This is a genomic window from Sphingomonas sp. 179-I 2A4 NHS (genome assembly GCF_045369135.1).
Taxonomy (GTDB): domain Bacteria; phylum Pseudomonadota; class Alphaproteobacteria; order Sphingomonadales; family Sphingomonadaceae; genus Sphingomonas.
This window is the reverse complement of sequence record NZ_JBIQFL010000001.1, coordinates 241898-257483: the sequence shown is the minus strand read 5'-3', so window position 1 is coordinate 257483 and position 15586 is coordinate 241898. Positions and strand designations below refer to the sequence as shown.

At 68.2% G+C, this 15586-nt stretch carries 15 protein-coding genes; 10 read left to right on the top strand and 5 right to left on the bottom strand.

Annotated features, from left to right (window positions below; genetic code table 11):
* Positions 1 to 32 precede the first annotated feature (32 nt).
* A complete protein-coding gene (locus ACH0CP_RS01160) occupies positions 33 to 1019 on the bottom strand; it encodes a nitronate monooxygenase family protein (protein ID WP_294444952.1) in 987 nt (328 codons plus the stop codon).
* Positions 1020 to 1108: 89 nt separating this feature from the next.
* Between ACH0CP_RS01160 and ACH0CP_RS01155 the strand changes: the two genes are divergently transcribed.
* Together ACH0CP_RS01155 and ACH0CP_RS01150 are read left to right on the top strand one after the other, a co-directional pair.
* The gene (locus tag ACH0CP_RS01155; RefSeq protein ID WP_294444949.1) at positions 1109 to 1525 is read left to right on the top strand and encodes a secondary thiamine-phosphate synthase enzyme YjbQ; all 417 of its coding nucleotides are present in this window, start codon (positions 1109 to 1111) and stop codon (positions 1523 to 1525) included.
* A gap of 5 nt (positions 1526 to 1530) precedes the next feature.
* The gene (locus ACH0CP_RS01150; RefSeq protein WP_294444950.1) at positions 1531 to 3012 is read left to right on the top strand and encodes an AarF/ABC1/UbiB kinase family protein; all 1482 of its coding nucleotides are present in this window, start codon (positions 1531 to 1533) and stop codon (positions 3010 to 3012) included.
* Positions 3013 to 3016: 4 nt separating this feature from the next.
* Here the strand turns inward: ACH0CP_RS01150 and ACH0CP_RS01145 are convergent, their stop codons facing one another.
* A complete protein-coding gene (locus tag ACH0CP_RS01145) occupies positions 3017 to 4288 on the bottom strand; it encodes an aspartate kinase (protein ID WP_294444951.1) in 1272 nt (423 codons plus the stop codon).
* A 52-nt stretch (positions 4289 to 4340) separates the two neighbouring features.
* Here ACH0CP_RS01145 and ubiG point away from each other — a divergent pair, with 52 nt between their 5' ends.
* From ubiG to ACH0CP_RS01105, 8 genes are all read left to right on the top strand, one after another.
* Positions 4341 to 5120 (top strand): bifunctional 2-polyprenyl-6-hydroxyphenol methylase/3-demethylubiquinol 3-O-methyltransferase UbiG, encoded by a 780-nt coding sequence (ubiG, locus tag ACH0CP_RS01140; protein ID WP_294443368.1) that lies wholly within the window; start codon positions 4341 to 4343, stop codon positions 5118 to 5120.
* 70 nt (positions 5121 to 5190) lie between these two features.
* Complete coding sequence (locus ACH0CP_RS01135; protein ID WP_294443369.1) at positions 5191 to 7299, top strand: S9 family peptidase; 2109 nt, start codon at positions 5191 to 5193, stop codon at positions 7297 to 7299.
* 140 nt (positions 7300 to 7439) lie between these two features.
* Positions 7440 to 9089 carry a diguanylate cyclase gene (locus tag ACH0CP_RS01130; RefSeq protein ID WP_294443370.1) on the top strand — a complete coding sequence of 550 codons (1650 nt, stop codon included), beginning with the start codon at positions 7440 to 7442 and terminating at the stop codon, positions 9087 to 9089.
* A 35-nt stretch (positions 9090 to 9124) separates the two neighbouring features.
* Positions 9125 to 9328, top strand: coding sequence for a hypothetical protein (locus ACH0CP_RS01125; protein ID WP_294443371.1), 204 nt, complete (start codon positions 9125 to 9127; stop codon positions 9326 to 9328).
* A gap of 66 nt (positions 9329 to 9394) precedes the next feature.
* Complete coding sequence (locus ACH0CP_RS01120) at positions 9395 to 9631, top strand: exodeoxyribonuclease VII small subunit (RefSeq protein WP_294443372.1); 237 nt, start codon at positions 9395 to 9397, stop codon at positions 9629 to 9631.
* Entirely contained in the window at positions 9628 to 10524 is an 897-nt protein-coding gene (locus tag ACH0CP_RS01115; RefSeq protein WP_294443373.1) for a polyprenyl synthetase family protein, read from the top strand. The genes ACH0CP_RS01120 and ACH0CP_RS01115 overlap by 4 nt, the downstream gene beginning before the upstream one ends.
* A gap of 4 nt (positions 10525 to 10528) precedes the next feature.
* Positions 10529 to 11035 carry a pantetheine-phosphate adenylyltransferase gene (gene coaD / locus ACH0CP_RS01110; RefSeq protein WP_294443374.1) on the top strand — a complete coding sequence of 169 codons (507 nt, stop codon included), beginning with the start codon at positions 10529 to 10531 and terminating at the stop codon, positions 11033 to 11035.
* Between the two features lie 101 nt (positions 11036 to 11136).
* Positions 11137 to 11823, top strand: coding sequence for a peptidylprolyl isomerase (locus tag ACH0CP_RS01105; protein ID WP_294443404.1), 687 nt, complete (start codon positions 11137 to 11139; stop codon positions 11821 to 11823).
* 71 nt (positions 11824 to 11894) lie between these two features.
* Here the strand turns inward: ACH0CP_RS01105 and ACH0CP_RS01100 are convergent, their stop codons facing one another.
* From ACH0CP_RS01100 to ACH0CP_RS01090, 3 genes are all read right to left on the bottom strand, one after another.
* Positions 11895 to 12488, bottom strand: a complete 594-nt coding sequence (locus tag ACH0CP_RS01100) for an exopolysaccharide biosynthesis protein (protein ID WP_294443375.1) — start codon at positions 12486 to 12488, stop codon at positions 11895 to 11897.
* 122 nt (positions 12489 to 12610) lie between these two features.
* Positions 12611 to 14848: a catalase/peroxidase HPI gene (katG, locus tag ACH0CP_RS01095; RefSeq protein ID WP_294443376.1), complete on the bottom strand. Its 2238-nt coding sequence runs from the start codon at positions 14846 to 14848 to the stop codon at positions 12611 to 12613.
* Between the two features lie 139 nt (positions 14849 to 14987).
* The gene (locus tag ACH0CP_RS01090; RefSeq protein ID WP_294443377.1) at positions 14988 to 15575 is read right to left on the bottom strand and encodes a GDSL-type esterase/lipase family protein; all 588 of its coding nucleotides are present in this window, start codon (positions 15573 to 15575) and stop codon (positions 14988 to 14990) included.
* Positions 15576 to 15586: the final 11 nt, after the last annotated feature.

Below are 15586 nucleotides of genomic sequence, written 5' to 3'. Positions count from 1 at the left end.
GGCAACGAGGATATTTGTGCCGCCCGCGGAACCTATGCCGCGCGCTGCTCCAGCGCCTGCGCGGCTTCCGCCATCAGCGACGCGATGATGTCGGCCAACGGCTCTTCCTTGGTGACCATGCCCACCGACTGGCCAGCCATCACGCTGCCATGCTCGACATCGCCGTCGATCACCGCGCGGCGCAGCGCGCCGGCCCAATAATGTTCGATCTGCAGCTGCGCCTCGGCCATCGCGACCGACCCTTCGTCCAGCGCCTGCGCCACTTCGCGCTGCTTCGCCGTGAACAATTCGCCCCCGGCATTCTTCAACGCGCGCACCGGGATCACCGGCAGGCGCGGGTCGATCTGAACGCTGGCCACCGCGTCGCGGGCCGAGGCACGGATGAACGCCTGCTTGAACTTGGGATGCGCGATCGATTCGGTCGCGCAGACGAAGCGCGTACCGAGCTGGACGCCTGCCGCGCCCATGTCGAGATAGCCCGCAATCGCCTCGCCGCGGCCGATGCCGCCAGCGATGAACACCGGCACGTCACTGGCGATCGCCGGCAGGATCTCCTGCGCCAGCACGCTGGTCGAAACGGGGCCAATATGCCCCCCTGCCTCGGACCCTTCGATCACCAGCGCGTCGACGCCCGAGCGGATCAGCTTCTTCGCCAGCGCCAGCGTCGGCGCAAAGCAGATGACCTTGGCGCCTGATGCCTTGATCGCTTCCAGCGAGCCCTTGGGCGGCAGCCCGCCCGCCAGCACGACATGGCCAACCTGATGCTTCGCGCACACCTCGATCAGCGCCATCAGATCGGGGTGCATGGTGATCAGGTTCACGCCGAACGGCTTGTCGGTCAGCGCCTTGGTCGCGGCGATTTCCTTGTCGAGCAACTCGACCGTCATCGCCCCGCACGCAATCACGCCAAACCCGCCGGCGTTGGACATGGCGGCGACCAAATTGCGTTCGCTAACCCAGCTCATCGCGCCGGCCATGATGGCCACTTCGCTGCCGAGGAATGCGGCGCCGCGCTCCATGCGGCGGGCGAGACGGGCGGAACCCGAACGGTCGATCGTGGTATCGTTCATCACCGCGCCGCTACACCGGTCGCGCGGCGGAGACAAACATGCGGCAATACGCCACCGAATTGATTGTTACCTCGCCCGGACAGGGCCTTCACGAATTCACCCGCGATGTCACCGGCTGGGTCGCCTCGACCGGCATCGAACAGGGCCTCCTCACCCTCTTCATCCGCCACACCTCCGCCTCGCTGCTGATCCAGGAAAATGCCGCCCCCGCCGCGCGACGCGACATAGAACGCTATCTCGCCCGCATCGCCCCCGAATCGCGTGATTACGAGCATGACGATGAAGGGCCGGACGACATGCCCGCGCACCTGCGCTCGGCGCTCACCGCCACCAGCCTCTCGATCCCAGTCGCGAATGGCCGCCCTGTGCTCGGCACATGGCAGGGCATCTACCTCTTCGAGCATCGCCGTGCGTCGCACCGTCGGCAGGTCGCGCTTCACCTGATCGGCGAGTGACGGCGATGCTGGGAACGCTGAAAGTCGCCGCCCGCGATCGCGCCCGGCTGGGCGAAGTCGCCGCCGTCATGTCGCGCTTCGGCCTCGACGTGCTGCTCGCCCGCCTCGGCCTCGGCAGCGCGCAGGACGAGCCCGAGCCGTTCGACCTTCCCGATCGCACCCGCCGCGCGCTGGAGGCGCTCGGCCCCACCTGGGTGAAGCTCGGCCAGATCATGGCGACGCGCGCGGATATCCTGCCGCCCGAATGGATCGCCGCGTTCGAACAGCTGCAAAGCTCGGCCCCGCGCCTGCCCTTCGAGGACCTGCGCCCGGCGGTGGAGGCCGCGCTCGGCGAGCCGCCCGAGACCGTCTTCGCCCAGTTCGATGCCGAACCGCTCGCCGCCGCCTCGATGGCGCAGGTCCACCGCGCAACGCTGCCCGATGGCACGGCCGTGGTGGTCAAGATCCGCCGCCCCGGCATCCGCCCGCGGATGGAGGCGGACTTGCGCCTGCTCGGCGAAGTCGCGCGCGTCATGGAACGCTCCAATGCGGAGGCCCGCCGCTTCGGCGCGACCAAGCTCATCCGCCAGCTCGGCAGCGCGATCCTGGGCGAACTCGATTTCGCCAACGAGGGCCGCAACGCCGATCTGCTGCGCGACGATTTCGCGCGCGACTCCCGCGTGCTGATCCCGCGCATCCACTGGGATTATACGTCCGAAGCGCTGATCGTGATGGACCACATCCCCGGCGTGCCGCCGCGCAACGCCCAGGTGCTGCGAGATGCCGGGATCGACCCCGCCGTGATCGCCGCCTCGGGCGCGGACATCGTGCTTCAGATGGCGCTCATCAACGGCCGCTTCCACGGCGATCCGCACCCCGGCAACCTCCTGTGCTTGCCCGGCAACCGCATCGGCATGATCGATTTCGGCCTCATCGGCCACGTCAGCCCGCGCCGGCGTGAGGAATTCATCGCCTTCGTCCAGGCACTGGTCACCGACGATCCCGCGCTCCTCGCCGAAACGCTCGCCCGCTGGGCCGAACTGGAACATCAGGTCCCGCGCTTCATGCCGATCGCGGAGGGGCTGGTGGTCCGCCACGGCCGCCGTCTGGTGCTGGCCGATCTCGTCGCCGACCTGTTCGGCACGCTGCGCGAGGAGAAGCTCGCCTTCCCGCCCGATCTGCTGCTTTTGTTCAAGGCGCTGATCACATTGGACGGCGTGCTCGGCGCGATCGAGCCCGACTTCGATCTCGCCGCCGCGATGCGCCGGGCAAGCGGCCGGCTGGTGATGGAGCGGCTATCGCCGGAGCGCTGGTCACGCCGCGCCGCCGCCGTCGCACTGGAGGTCGATCGGCTGGGAGACGATCTCCCGCGTCTGATCCGCGCGCTCGTCCGCCGCGCGGAGGCCCCGCCAACGCCTGCCCCGGCGCAGCCGTTCGACAGCCGCATCCTCGCGGCCGCCCTAATCGTCGCCGCGCTGATCATCGCGGCGGCGATCATGCTGACCTAGCGGCTCAGGCCGCCTCGTCGGCGTCGAGGCCGTAGGCGGTGTGCAGCACGCGCACCGCCAGCTCGGTCTCGTCCTCGTTGATCAGCACGCTGACCTTGATCTCGCTGGTCGAGATCGCAAGGATGTTGATCCCGCGCGCGCCCAGCGTCGAGAACATCGTGCTCGCCACGCCCGCATGGCTGCGCATGCCGACGCCCACGACGCTGATCTTCGCCACGCGCGTGTCGTGCACCAGCTCCTCGAAGCCGATCGCCACACGCGCCTGGTTCAGCGTCTCGATCGATCGTGCCAGATCCGCCGCCGGCACGGTGAAGGTCACGTCCGTCGAGCCCGAGCCCCGCGCTCCGTGATCGTGCGCGATATTCTGGATGATCATGTCGACGTTGATGTTCGCCGCGGCCAGCGGCTCGAAGATCGCCGACACCGAACCCGGCTTGTCGGGCACTGCGGTCAGCGTGATCTTCGCTTCGTTCTTGTCGTGCGCGATGCCGGTGATCAGCTGGCGTTCCACGTCTTCAACCTCCTCTTCGCCCACGATCATCGTACCGGGCAGTGTATCCGCCATCGGCGCATCGTCGCCGGTGAACGACGAGAGCACCTGGACGCGGACGTTTTCCTTCATCGCCAGGCCCACCGACCGCGTCTGCAGCACCTTGGCGCCCACGCTGGCGAGCTCCAGCATCTCCTCATACGTCACCTTGGCGAGCTTGCGCGCGCGCGGCACGATGCGCGGATCGGTGGTATAGACGCCATCAACGTCGGTGTAGATGTCGCAGCGATCGGCCTTGATCGCTGCCGCCACCGCCACCGCCGACGTGTCGGAGCCGCCACGGCCCAGCGTCGTCACGCGCCCGTCATGCACGCCCTGGAAGCCGGGGATCACCGCCACTTCGCCCGCACCCATGCTGGCGAGCAGTGCCTCGGCATCGATCGTTTCGATCCGCGCCTTTGCGAACGCGCCGGACGTGTTGACCGGCAACTGCCAGCCCAGCCAGGAACGCGCCGGCACGCCGATCGCCTGCAGCGCGATCGCCAGCAGCCCGCTGGTGATCTGCTCGCCGGCGGAAACGACGACGTCATATTCCTTGGGATCGTACAGCGCGCTCGCCTCGCGGCAGAAATTGACCAGCCGGTCGGTCTCGCCCGCCATGGCGGAAACGACCACGGCCACTTCGTTGCCGGCCGCCGCCTCGCGTTTCACCCGCGCGGCGACCGAGCGAATCCGCTCGATCCCCGCCATCGAGGTGCCGCCGAATTTCATGACGATGCGGGCCACGCGAATACTCTCGGAGCTTGGGGAAAACAGGCGCGCCTGATAGGAGCGGCCCATGGTGGACGCAACCGTAACAACCGATACCGCTCCGGCCAGCTCCGGCGTAGCCAGCCCCGATCACGCGAGCATCGTCGCGACCGAGGCGGCGCACTTCGGCGCGATGGCGAAGGACTGGTGGGATCCGCGCGGTTCCTCGGCGATGCTCCACCGCCTGAACCCGGTGCGGCTGCGCTACATCCGCGAACAGGCGGACGGGCATTTCGATCTCGATCCGGCAAGCTTCACCCCGCTCGCCGGCAAGACCGCGCTCGATGTCGGCTGCGGCGCCGGGCTCCTCGCGGAGCCGCTGAAGCGCCTCGGCGCCGCCGTCACCGCGATTGACGCCGCGCCCGAGAATATCGCGGTGGCGCGCGATCACGCCCACACCAGCGGCCTCGTCATCGATTATCGCGCCGGCGGCGTGGAGGCAGTGGCGGGCGAGACGTTCGACCTTGTCACCTGCCTCGAGGTGATCGAGCATGTCGCCGATCCTGCTTCCTTCGTCGCTGGCCTCGCCGGCGCGCTGGCGGAGGGCGGCCTGCTGATCCTCTCCACCCCCAATCGCACCCCGCTGTCGCGCGTCGCGATGATCACGCTTGCCGAAGGGACCGGCCGGATCCCGAAGGGCACGCATGATTGGGACAAGTTCCTGACGCCAGAGGAACTGACCGAGCTGCTCGACAAGGCCGGCCTCACCGTGCGCGACACGCGCGGGCTCAGCTTCTCGCCAACCGCCGGCTTCACCCTCTCGGACTCGCTCGCGCTCAATTACCTGATTACCGCCACCCGCGCCTGAGCGCCGCAATCCACCGCTTGCGCGCCACGCCCGATCGCGCTTCAACGCCGCATCCTCACCGGAGACGTTGATGCGCATCCTTCCCTTGCTTCTCGCCTGCACCGCCATCGCCGCCGCGCCCGCCGCGGCCCAGCAGCAGACCAATGCTGCCCCGGTCGATGGCCCGACCCGCACCTTCACCGGCGCTGATCTCTTCGGCCTCTCGATCGCGGCCGATCCGCAGATCAGCCCCGATGGGCGCACCATCGTCTACGTCCGCCGCACCGGCGACATCATGAGCGATCGGATGCAGTCCTCGCTGTGGCTGATCGACGTCGCCAGCGGCAAGCAATCGCCCTTCGCTACCAGCGGCTCAAGCCCGCGCTGGTCGCCGGACGGCACGCGCATCGCCTATGTCGCCGCGGACGGCGATCGTGCGCAGCTGTTCGTGCGCTGGGTCGCGACCGGCGCCAGCACCCGCGTCACCAGCCTGCCGGGTGACCCGAACAGCCTCGCCTGGTCGCCTGACGGCAAGCGCATCGCCTATATCGCCACCGTTGCCGGCCAGCCGACCACGCTCGGCAAGGCGCCCGCGAAGCCGGAGGGTGCGAAATGGGCCGAGCCGCTCGAGGTGATCGACCGCATCACCTATCGCAACGACGGACCCGGCTATCGCAAGCCCGGCTATGACCATCTCTTTGTCGTCGCGGCAGAAGGCGGCGCGGCGCAGCAGCTCACCTTCGGCAAGTTCGACGATGGCGGCCCGCTTTCGTGGAGTGCCGATGGCCGCACCATCCTGTTCTCCGCCATCCGCGGCCCCGATGCCGAGCGCCAGGTGATGAATTCCGAGGTGATCGCGGTCGATGCGAACAGCGGCACGCTGCGCACGCTCACCAGCCGCGACGGCCCGGATGCCGCACCGCGCTATTCTGATGACGGCAGCCGGATCGCCTGGATCGGCTTCGACGACAAGCGCCGCGCCTATACCAATGCGGAGCTTTACGTCGGCGATGCGAACGCTGCGGCGCCACGCTCGCTGACCGCGTCGCTCGATCGCTCGATCGAGGACGCGCAATGGGCCGGCGACGGCCGCTCGCTCTACGCCAGCTATGACGACAAGGGGCAGCGCAAGCTCGCCCGCATCGGGCTCGACGGGCGTTCGACGGTGCTTGCGGATAATCTCGCCGGCGGCGGGCTCGACCGCCCCTATACGGGCGGCGACTTCTCCGTCTCGCGCGGCGGCACCGTGGCGTACACCGGCGGTGACGCCTCGGCACCCGCGGACGTATGGGTGTGGAGCGGCGGCAAGGCGCGCCGCCTGACGAACCTCAACGCCGTGCTCACCGCCTCCAAGACGCTGGCACCGGTGCGCAAGGTCCCGGTGACGGCGCCGGACGGCCGCCCGATCGACGCCTGGCTCGCCACCCCGCCGGGCTGGCAGCCGGGTACCCGCGTGCCGCTGATCCTGGAGATCCACGGTGGGCCGCATTCCGCCTATGGCCCCAGCTTCGCGACCGACGTCCAGCTCTATGCCTCGGGCGGCTACGCGGTGCTGTGGACCAACCCGCGCGGCTCCACCTCCTACGGCGCCGAATTCGCGAACCTGATCGACAAGAACTACCCCAGCCAGGACTATGACGATCTCATGGCCGCGGTGGATGCGACGATCGCCGAAGGCGTGGCCGATCCCAACAACCTGTTCGTCACCGGCGGCTCGGGCGGCGGCGTGCTCACCTCCTGGATCGTCGGGAAGACCAACCGGTTCAAGGCGGCGGCCACGCAGAAGCCGGTGATCAACTGGATCAGCGAGGCGCTGACGATGGACAACACGCTGTTCACGTCGCGCTACTGGTTCACCAAGCTGCCGTGGGAAGATCCCATGAGCTACTGGAACCGCTCGCCCTTGAGCCTCGTCGGGAACGTCAAGACGCCGACCCTCGTCGTCGTCGGTAGCGAGGATTACCGCACGCCCGTCAGCGAGAGCGAGCAATATTATGCCGCGCTCCAGATCGCCGGCGTGCCGACTGCACTGGTGAAGGTGCCCGGCGCCAGCCACGGCGGCTTCACCAGCCGCCCGTCGCAATCGGCCGCCAAGGCGAGCGCGATCCTCGCCTGGTTCGATCGCTATCGCGGCGCCGGTGCGCCTGCCGGCATGCAGCCGGCGCAGCCGCAGGCGCCGTCTGCCACGCCGACCAACTGACCGGTGCCGGGCCGGTCCGGGTGCACCCCGTTCCGGCCCGCCCGCGCGGCGAAATGCCGCCGCTCGTTTACGCATTATTCGTCTTGCGCCCTTAATCCCGAGCCATGTCGGGGTGGGTAAAACGATGTGTGGTCTGGCTGATGGCGTGCGTCATCGGCCCATGGGTGCTGGCGTCGCCCGCCGCGGCCGCCATTGGCGCCGTCGGCAGCCCGTTTTCCGTCTGCATCGCGCCGGTCCGGGCGGGTGACACGCCGGCAGCGATGCTGCGCGCGAACGAGCGATTCGATTGCACCGTCACCCAGTCTGATTACGGCCCGGGCGATTTCTGGGCTCGCTCCGCCCCGCTTGCCGCAGCCGGCCCGGTGTCGGTGCGCCACGCCAGCCTGTGGCAGCGCCATGCGACCCTCTGGACGATCTATGCCGACGGCGTCGTCAGGAAGCAGAGCTTCGACGGCGCAGGGCTGGCGCATCACATCCAGCTCGGCGCGATCGTCGAGATCCCGCTCGCGCGCCGCGACGTGCCCGTTACCCGCCTGCTCTGGCGAATCGACGGCGCGGCCAACATGCGCGGCGTCCTCCTCGGCACGCGGCTCGCCTCGCCCGAAGAAAGCGTGACGTCGAACATCACCTTGGCGGCGCTCTACGGCAGCTTCGCCGGCCTGTGCCTTGCGCTGTTCGTCTACAATCTCGCGCTTTGGGCAGCGCAGCGCCACCGCTTCCAGATCGTTTATTGCGCGATGCTGCTGTCGCTCGGCACCTACGCCTTCTCCTCCTCCGGCGCGCTCGCCTGGGTATGGCCGGATCTGCCCAACAACGTGCGGTTGCGCGTCAATTACTTTGCGCTCGCCGCCTCTGCCGCCTGGGCGATCGCGTTCGCGCGCACCTTCTTCGAATCGCGCGTGTTCCGCGGATGGCTCACCCACCTGACGAACCTCGTCGCGGCCCTTGTCCTTGGCAGCGCGATCGTGCTCGCCATCGCCGCGGATTGGGACATGGTGCTGCTCGACCGCATCTACGCGGCCAGCTTCCTCCTCCTCACGCTCGTCAGCATCCCGGTGCTCTGGCAGGCATGGCGTCGGCGGAGCAATTACCTGTGGCTGTTCGCCTGCGCCTGGGCGCTGCCGATCCTGCTCGCCGCCGTGCGCACCGCCGGCAACTTCCACCTCGTGCCGTGGAGCTTCCTGCTCGACAATTCGACGCTCGCCGCAATGGCCAGCGAGGCGCTGCTGTCCAGCCTCGCCATCGCCTACCGCACCCGCATGCTTGCCCGTGAGCGGGACGAGGCACGGGTGCGGGAAAGCGAGGCGCGCGAGCTGGCCGATCGCGATCCGCTAACCGGCCTTCTCAACCGCCGCGCGTTCCTGCGCGATGCGATTGGGCGCAGCGGCGAACAGCAGTTGATCATCGTCGACATCGATCACTTCAAGGCAGTCAACGACACGCTGGGCCATGATGGCGGGGACGAGGTGCTCCGCCTCGTCGCGCGCGTGCTGCGCCGCACCGCCGCCCCGCGCGACGCGCTCGTCGCGCGTCTCGGCGGCGAGGAATTCGCGCTGCTCGCCCCCGCCTGCGCACCCGTTGCGGTGGAAGAGGTGCTGGAGGCGATCCGTGCCGAACGCATGCCGTTCGACATTCGCGTCACCGCGTCGCTCGGTGTTGCATCCGGCTGGCTGACCGAGGAAACCGACTGGAAGCAGCTCTATCGCGCCGCCGATCAGGCGCTCTATGCGGCCAAGGACGCGGGCCGCGACCGGGCGCGCACCACCGGCGCCGTCGCGCTGGCCGCCTGATTGCCGCGCCGCCCGTGATCGGTTACAGTCCGGGCATGACCAAGCGTCGCCAGATCGCCCTCGCCGTCGGCGTCCTTTCGCTGGCCGCGGTCGCATCGCATCCGCCCAGCGCCAACGTCGCGATCCTCACGCATCGCTCGGGCGATGCCTCGCCGGCACGCTTCCAGGCCGCGGTCGATCTCGGCCTCGCCAGCGCCTCGATCCTCGTCACCTGGACGGGCAGCCAGCTCACCCGCTGAGGCGGCGCCGCGCCCGCGCCGCGCCATAACCTTGATTATTCCCCGGCCGCTGGCCATAGCGCGGGGATGGACACGCCCGTCGAGAACCTGACGTTCGAAGCCGCGCTGAAGGAGCTCGAGGCGATCGTCGGCCGCCTGGAATCGGGCGAAACCCCGCTACAGGACGCGATCGACCTCTACGAACGCGGCAACGCCCTTCGTGCCCGCTGCGCCGAGCGGCTTGATGCTGCCCAGGCCCGGATCGAGGCGATCCGCCTCGACGCGGAAGGCCGCGCCACCACCACGCCCTTCACCGCCGGATGAGCCCCTCCCCCGCGCTTGAAGCGGCGCTGGCCGAAACCGCGCGTGAGATCGACGCGCGCTTCGACGCGTTGCTCGCCGTGCCGGACGATCCCCGCGCGGATCTCTATCGCGCGATGCGCCACGCCGCGATCGACGGTGGCAAGCGGCTCCGCCCGCTGCTGGTCTTCGCCACGGCACAGCTCTTCAACTGCGATCGTCAGTGCGCCGCCCGCGTCGCCGTGGCGCTGGAGGCGATCCATGTCTATTCGCTGATCCACGACGATCTGCCGGCGATGGACAATGACGATATGCGCCGCGGTCGGCCGACGGTGCACAAGGCGTATAACGAGGCGACCGCGATCCTCGCCGGCGATTGCCTTCACGCCCTCGCCTTCGAGGTGCTGGCCGATCCCGCGACTCACCCCGATCCATTCGTCCGCGCCGAACTGGTGCTCGATCTCGCCCGCGCGGCCGGCCCCGCCGGCATGGCAGGCGGCCAGATGATGGATCTGGAGGCGGAAGGCGCGAACTTCGATCTCGCCACCGTCACCCGGCTGCAGGCGATGAAGACCGGCGCGCTGATCGCCGCGGCGGTGGAGGCCGGCGCGATCCTCGGCCGCCTTCCCCCTGAGGGCCGCGTCCACCTGCGCGGCTATGCGCGCGACATCGGCCTTGCCTTCCAGATCGTCGACGATCTCCTCGACGTCGAGGGCGACGAGGCGGTCGCCGGCAAGAAACTGCGCAAGGACGAGGGCGCCGGCAAGGAAACGTTCGTGTCGCTGCTCGGCGTCGAGCCCGCGCGGGCCCGGTGCCGCATGCTCGTCGACCAGGCGATCACGCACCTGCGCCACTATGGCCCGGAGGCCGATCTCCTCCGCGACATTGCCCGTTTTGTCCTATCCAGGGATCATTGACGACATGACCACCCGCATCGGCGTTTACCCCGGCACCTTCGATCCGATCACCCGCGGGCATATGGACATCATCCGGCGCGGGGCGAAGCTGGTCGACCGTCTGGTCATCGGGGTGACGACGAACCCCTCGAAAAGCCCGATGTTCAGCCTCGAGGAACGCATGGCGCAGGTGGAGCGCGAATGCGCGGCGCTCGACGCCGATATCCGCGTCGTCAGCTTCGATCTGCTCCTGATGGATTTCGCCGAGCGCGAGAAGGCCAGCATCATCGTGCGCGGCCTGCGCGCCGTCGCGGATTTCGAATACGAATATCAGATGGCCGGCATGAACCAGCAGCTCAATGACCGGATCGAGACGGTCTTCCTGATGGCCGACGTGGCGCTTCAGCCGATCGCCAGCCGGCTGGTGAAGGAAATCGCGCTGTTCGGCGGCGATATCTCCAAGTTCGTGACGCCGGCGGTGCGTGACGAAGTCGTCGCGCGGGTCGCGGCAACCGGTCGACGCGGCGGCTGATTCCCGCTTCGACCCGCCCTCACCTTTCGCCGGCGTAGTTCAGATTGGCGCAAGCTGCGATCTGGTCTACGGCGCGGCGACACGATCTGGTTGGGATGACGATGCGTTTTGTGGGAATGATCGCGATGCTCGGCGCGGCACTGCTCGCCGGCCCGGCTATGGCCAAAGACAAGGACAAGGCGCAGGATCCGGCGACGACGGCCAAGCAGCGGTACACGCCGCCGCCGACCAACGATCTGGAGAACACCTGGCTGCTCGACCTGTCGAGTGGTGGCCGCGTCTCGATCTGGCTGCGGCCGGACGTGGCACCGGAAACCGTGCGCCGCATCAAGAACCTGACGCGCCGACACTTCTATGACGGGCTGACGTTCCACCGCGTCATCGATGGCTTCATGGCGCAGGGCGGCGATCCTAAGGGCGACGGCAGCGGCGGCTCCGAGCTTCCCGACGTGAAGGCGGAGTTCAACTATCTGCCGCACGTGCGCGGCGCGGTCGCCATGGCACGCGCGGAGGATGAGAACAGCGGCAACAGCCAGTTCTACATCGTGCTGATGCCGCGCCTCAGCCTCGACGGGAAATACACCGTCTTCGGTCGCGTGCTGCAGGGCATGCAATATGTCGACGCGATCGAGAAGGGCGAGCCGCCGGCGAACCCGACGCGGATTCTCCACGCCTATATCGCGGCCGATAATCCGCCGCCCTACCAGGCAGCGCCCGCCGCACCCGCGCCGACGCTCGAGCCCGTCACCCTGCCGGGCACCAAGCCGAAGCCCGTTCCCGCCAAATAAGCTTCCGTCATCGCCGGTGCGGCGCGATCCGATCGCGCTGCCCGGTCAATGACGCGGCGTCTAACTGGCCCCTAGCCGCGCGCACTCCACAGGCCGATTGCGGCGGCGAGCGCCGCGCCGGCCGCTGCATAAGCGATGATCATCAGCAGCCCGTCGCGCACCAGCAGTGCCATGCCGAACGCCGCGATTGCCGCCATCGGCGCGGTCGTCGCCATCGGCAGCAGTTCCAGCGGTGGCACCGCCAGCGTCATCACGATGATCGCCGCCGCCGCCATCCGCACCGCCGGCCCCTTGGTCAGCGCCGGCAGGCGGCCGTGAAACCATTTGTCCATCCGCTCGCCGATCGGGCGGACCTTCTTCACCGCCTTCTTCACCTTGTCTGATTTCAGCGATCGGTTGGCGAGGAAGCCGGGCAGCCACATGTGCTTGCGCCCGAACAGCAGTTGCGCAGCCGTCAGCATGATCACCAGCGCCAGCAGCGTCGGCAGGCCGGGGATCGATCCGATCGGCGAAATCTCCATCAGCGGCAGGATCACTAGGAACGGGGCGTAGCTGCGGTTGCCGAACGCCTCGATCGTCTGCCCCAGCGACACCTCGTCCTTTTCGTCCGCCAGGTCGTTCAGTCGGTCCAGGATATCGCCGACGCTATGGGGTTCATCTGCCATCGCCCGCTTGAACGGCGCGGCGCGGGTCACGGTTCCGCTGGCGTAACGGTCGCCGCAGCCGCAAAAACAAAGGGCCGCGGCACCCGTGGATGCCGCGGCCCCTGTCGCCGCCTAGGCTGCGATCACTTGTACTTCAGGTCGAAGCGATCGGCTTCCATCACCTTGGTCCATGCCGCCACGAAGTCCTTCACGAACTTCTCCTTGGCGTCGTCGCAGGCATAGACTTCGGCCAGCGCGCGCAGCTGCGAATTGGCGCCGAACACCAGGTCGGTGCGCGATGCCCGCCACCGCGGCTCGTCTGTGGCGCGGTCGGTGCCGACGTAGAGCTCGTCGCTCTCCTCATCCACCTGCTTCCACGCCGTGCTCATGTCGAGCAGGTTGACGAAATAGTCGTTCGTCAGTTGCCCCGGCTTGTCGGTCAGCACGCCATGGTCGGTATCGCCATGATTGGCGCCGATCACGCGCATGCCGCCCACCAGCACGGTCATCTCCGGCCCGCTCAGCCCCAGCAGCTGCGCCCGGTCGACCAGCAGCTCCTCGGTCGGCACGTTGAACCGCACCTGCAGGTAATTGCGGAAGCCGTCGGCCTTGGGTTCCAGCACCTCGAAGCTCGCCGCATCGGTCTGCTCTTCCGTGGCATCGGTGCGCCCGGGTGTGAACGGCACCTCGATGTCGTGGCCGGCCGCCTTCGCCGCCTGCTCCACGCCCAGGCTGCCGCCCAGCACGATCAGGTCGGCGATCGACACCTTCTTGCCGCCGCTCGCGCTGCCATCGAAGTCCGCCTTGATGCGCTCATAGACGTCGAGCACACGGGCCAGCTTCTCCGGCTCGTTCACGTCCCAGCTGCGCTGCGGCTCCAGCCGGATGCGCGCGCCATTGGCGCCGCCGCGATGGTCCGACTGGCGATAGGTCGAGGCAGAGGCCCAGGCCGTCTTCACCAGTTCGCTCGTCGACAGGCCCGAAGCAGCGATCTTCTGCTTGAGCGCGTTCACGTCCGCCGCATCGATCATCGCGTAATCGGCCTTGGGGATCGGATCCTGCCAGATCAGATCCTCTGCCGGCACGTCCGGGCCGAGGTAGCGGATCTTGGGCCCCATGTCGCGGTGGCACAGCTTGAACCACGCACGGGCGAAGGCGTCGGCGAACTGATCCGGGTTGTTGCGGAACCGCTCGGAGATCTCGCGATACTTCGGGTCGACCTTCATCGCCATGTCGGCGGTGGTCATCATCGTCGGCACCTTGACGCCGGGCGTATGCGCCTTGGGCGCCAGCGTCTCCGGCGGGTTGCCGATCGGCTGCCACTGCCACGCACCGGCCGGGCTCTTCACCAGCTCATATTCGTGGTCGAGCAGCATCTCGAAATAGGTCATGTCCCATTTCGTCGGCGTCGGCGTCCACGCGCCCTCGATGCCGCTGGTGATCGTGTGATCGCCCATGCCGCTTTCGTGGGTGGAGGCCCAGCCAAGCCCCATCTGGGCGATGTCAGCGCCTTCCGGCTCCGCCCCGACGAGCGATGCGTCGCCCGCGCCATGCGCCTTGCCGAAAGTGTGGCCGCCGGCGGTGAGGGCAACGACTTCCTCGTCGTTCATGCCCATGCGGTGGAACGTCTCGCGGATGTCGCGCGCCGACCCCTTGGGATCAGGCTCGCCGCCCGGCCCTTCCGGATTGACGTAGATAAGGCCCATCTGGATCGCCGCGAGCGGGTTCTCCAGCGCCAGCCCCGATTTCTCGTCGATGCGCGTCTGGCCGAGCCATTCCTCCTCGGTGCCCCAGTAGATGTCCTTTTCCGGCTCGAACACGTCCTCGCGCCCGCCGCCGAAGCCGAACACCGGGCCGCCCATCGATTCGATCGCGACATTGCCGGTCAGGATGAAAAGGTCCGCCCAGCTCAGCTTGCGGCCGTACTTCTGCTTGATCGGCCACAACAGGCGCCGCGCCTTGTCGAGGTTGCCGTTATCCGGCCAGCTGTTGAGCGGGGCGAACCGCTGCGCGCCCGACGACGAACCGCCGCGCCCGTCGCCGGTGCGATAGGTGCCGGCCGAGTGCCACGCCATGCGGATGAAGAACGGGCCATAGTGACCGTAATCGGCCGGCCACCACGGCTGGCTGTCGGTCATCAGCGCGCGAAGATCCGCCTTCACCGCTTCCAGGTCGAGCGTCTTGAACTCCGCGGCGTAATCGAAGTCGTCGCCCATCGGATTTCCCGACAGGCCGTCCTGTTGAAGAATTTCCAGCGACAGCTGGTTCGGCCACCAATCCCGGTTCGTACGGCCGAGCAACTTGCGAAGCGCCGCCGGTTCCTTGGAATGATCGCTGAGGGGGCTTCCGGTAACCGGGCAGCCACTAGTGGGTGCGTCCATCTTGATATCCTCTCGTCGCGATGTTCTTGCCCGAGACTAGGCAGATCGCGCCGCGATGGAAGCAACATAAATTCGTCAGTAAGAGCGGCTAAATCGATCAAACGCGCCGGAACAAGCGACTCAGCCGATCGAAGCCACATCAGGCGGCAGCCGCGATCCCCGCCTTCGTCAGCGCCTGCTCCACCGCCGGCAGCAGGTGCGCGACCACCGCCGCGATCGCGCGCGCATTCGGGTGGACGCGGTCGAACAACACCATGTCCGCCCGCCCCAGCACGCCCGCCGGGAAGAAGCCGCTCACCGCCGCGCCATGCCGCGCCGCCACCTCGCCATGCACCCCCAGATACGGCCCGGTCCGCGCATGCAGGATCGCCGGGGGCTCCAGCGTCGCCAGCAGCACCGGGATGCCGCACCTCGCGAATTCGGTCAGCATCGCATCGAGGTTCGCGCGCGTCTGCGCCGGCGGAAGGCTGCGCAGCACGTCGTTCGCGCCGATCTGCACGATGGCAAGATCCGGCCGTGCGGCGAGCCCGCTCAAGAGCCGCGGCAGCCGGCGCAGCGCATCCGCGGTCGTGTTGCCGGAGACGCCGGCGTTGATCACCCGCGCCGCCGGATGCCGTGGCCGAAGCGCCGCCTCCAGCTGCGCCGGGAAACTTTCGCTCGCGGCAAGGCCATAGCCCGCGATCAGGCTGTCGCCGAACGCGAGGATGAGCGGGGTATCCTGGGTCATGAACCGGCAGA

Excerpts from the sequence above, each read along its gene's own strand:
- ACH0CP_RS01160 (WP_294444952.1), bottom strand. The coding sequence starts at position 1,019 with ATGGAGCGCGGCGCCGCATTCCTCGGCAGCGAAGTGGCCATCATGGCC.
- ACH0CP_RS01090 (WP_294443377.1), bottom strand. The coding sequence starts at position 15,575 with ATGACCCAGGATACCCCGCTCATCCTCGCGTTCGGCGACAGCCTGATC.
- ACH0CP_RS01105 (WP_294443404.1), top strand. The coding sequence starts at position 11,137 with ATGCGTTTTGTGGGAATGATCGCGATGCTCGGCGCGGCACTGCTCGCC.
- ACH0CP_RS01130 (WP_294443370.1), top strand. The coding sequence starts at position 7,440 with ATGGCGTGCGTCATCGGCCCATGGGTGCTGGCGTCGCCCGCCGCGGCC.
- ubiG (WP_294443368.1), top strand. The coding sequence starts at position 4,341 with ATGGTGGACGCAACCGTAACAACCGATACCGCTCCGGCCAGCTCCGGC.
- ACH0CP_RS01115 (WP_294443373.1), top strand. The coding sequence starts at position 9,628 with ATGAGCCCCTCCCCCGCGCTTGAAGCGGCGCTGGCCGAAACCGCGCGT.
- katG (WP_294443376.1), bottom strand. The coding sequence starts at position 14,848 with ATGGACGCACCCACTAGTGGCTGCCCGGTTACCGGAAGCCCCCTCAGC.
- ACH0CP_RS01100 (WP_294443375.1), bottom strand. The coding sequence starts at position 12,488 with ATGGCAGATGAACCCCATAGCGTCGGCGATATCCTGGACCGACTGAAC.
- ACH0CP_RS01150 (WP_294444950.1), top strand. The coding sequence starts at position 1,531 with ATGCTGGGAACGCTGAAAGTCGCCGCCCGCGATCGCGCCCGGCTGGGC.
- coaD (WP_294443374.1), top strand. The coding sequence starts at position 10,529 with ATGACCACCCGCATCGGCGTTTACCCCGGCACCTTCGATCCGATCACC.
- ACH0CP_RS01155 (WP_294444949.1), top strand. The coding sequence starts at position 1,109 with ATGCGGCAATACGCCACCGAATTGATTGTTACCTCGCCCGGACAGGGC.
- ACH0CP_RS01125 (WP_294443371.1), top strand. The coding sequence starts at position 9,125 with ATGACCAAGCGTCGCCAGATCGCCCTCGCCGTCGGCGTCCTTTCGCTG.
- ACH0CP_RS01120 (WP_294443372.1), top strand. The coding sequence starts at position 9,395 with ATGGACACGCCCGTCGAGAACCTGACGTTCGAAGCCGCGCTGAAGGAG.
- ACH0CP_RS01135 (WP_294443369.1), top strand. The coding sequence starts at position 5,191 with ATGCGCATCCTTCCCTTGCTTCTCGCCTGCACCGCCATCGCCGCCGCG.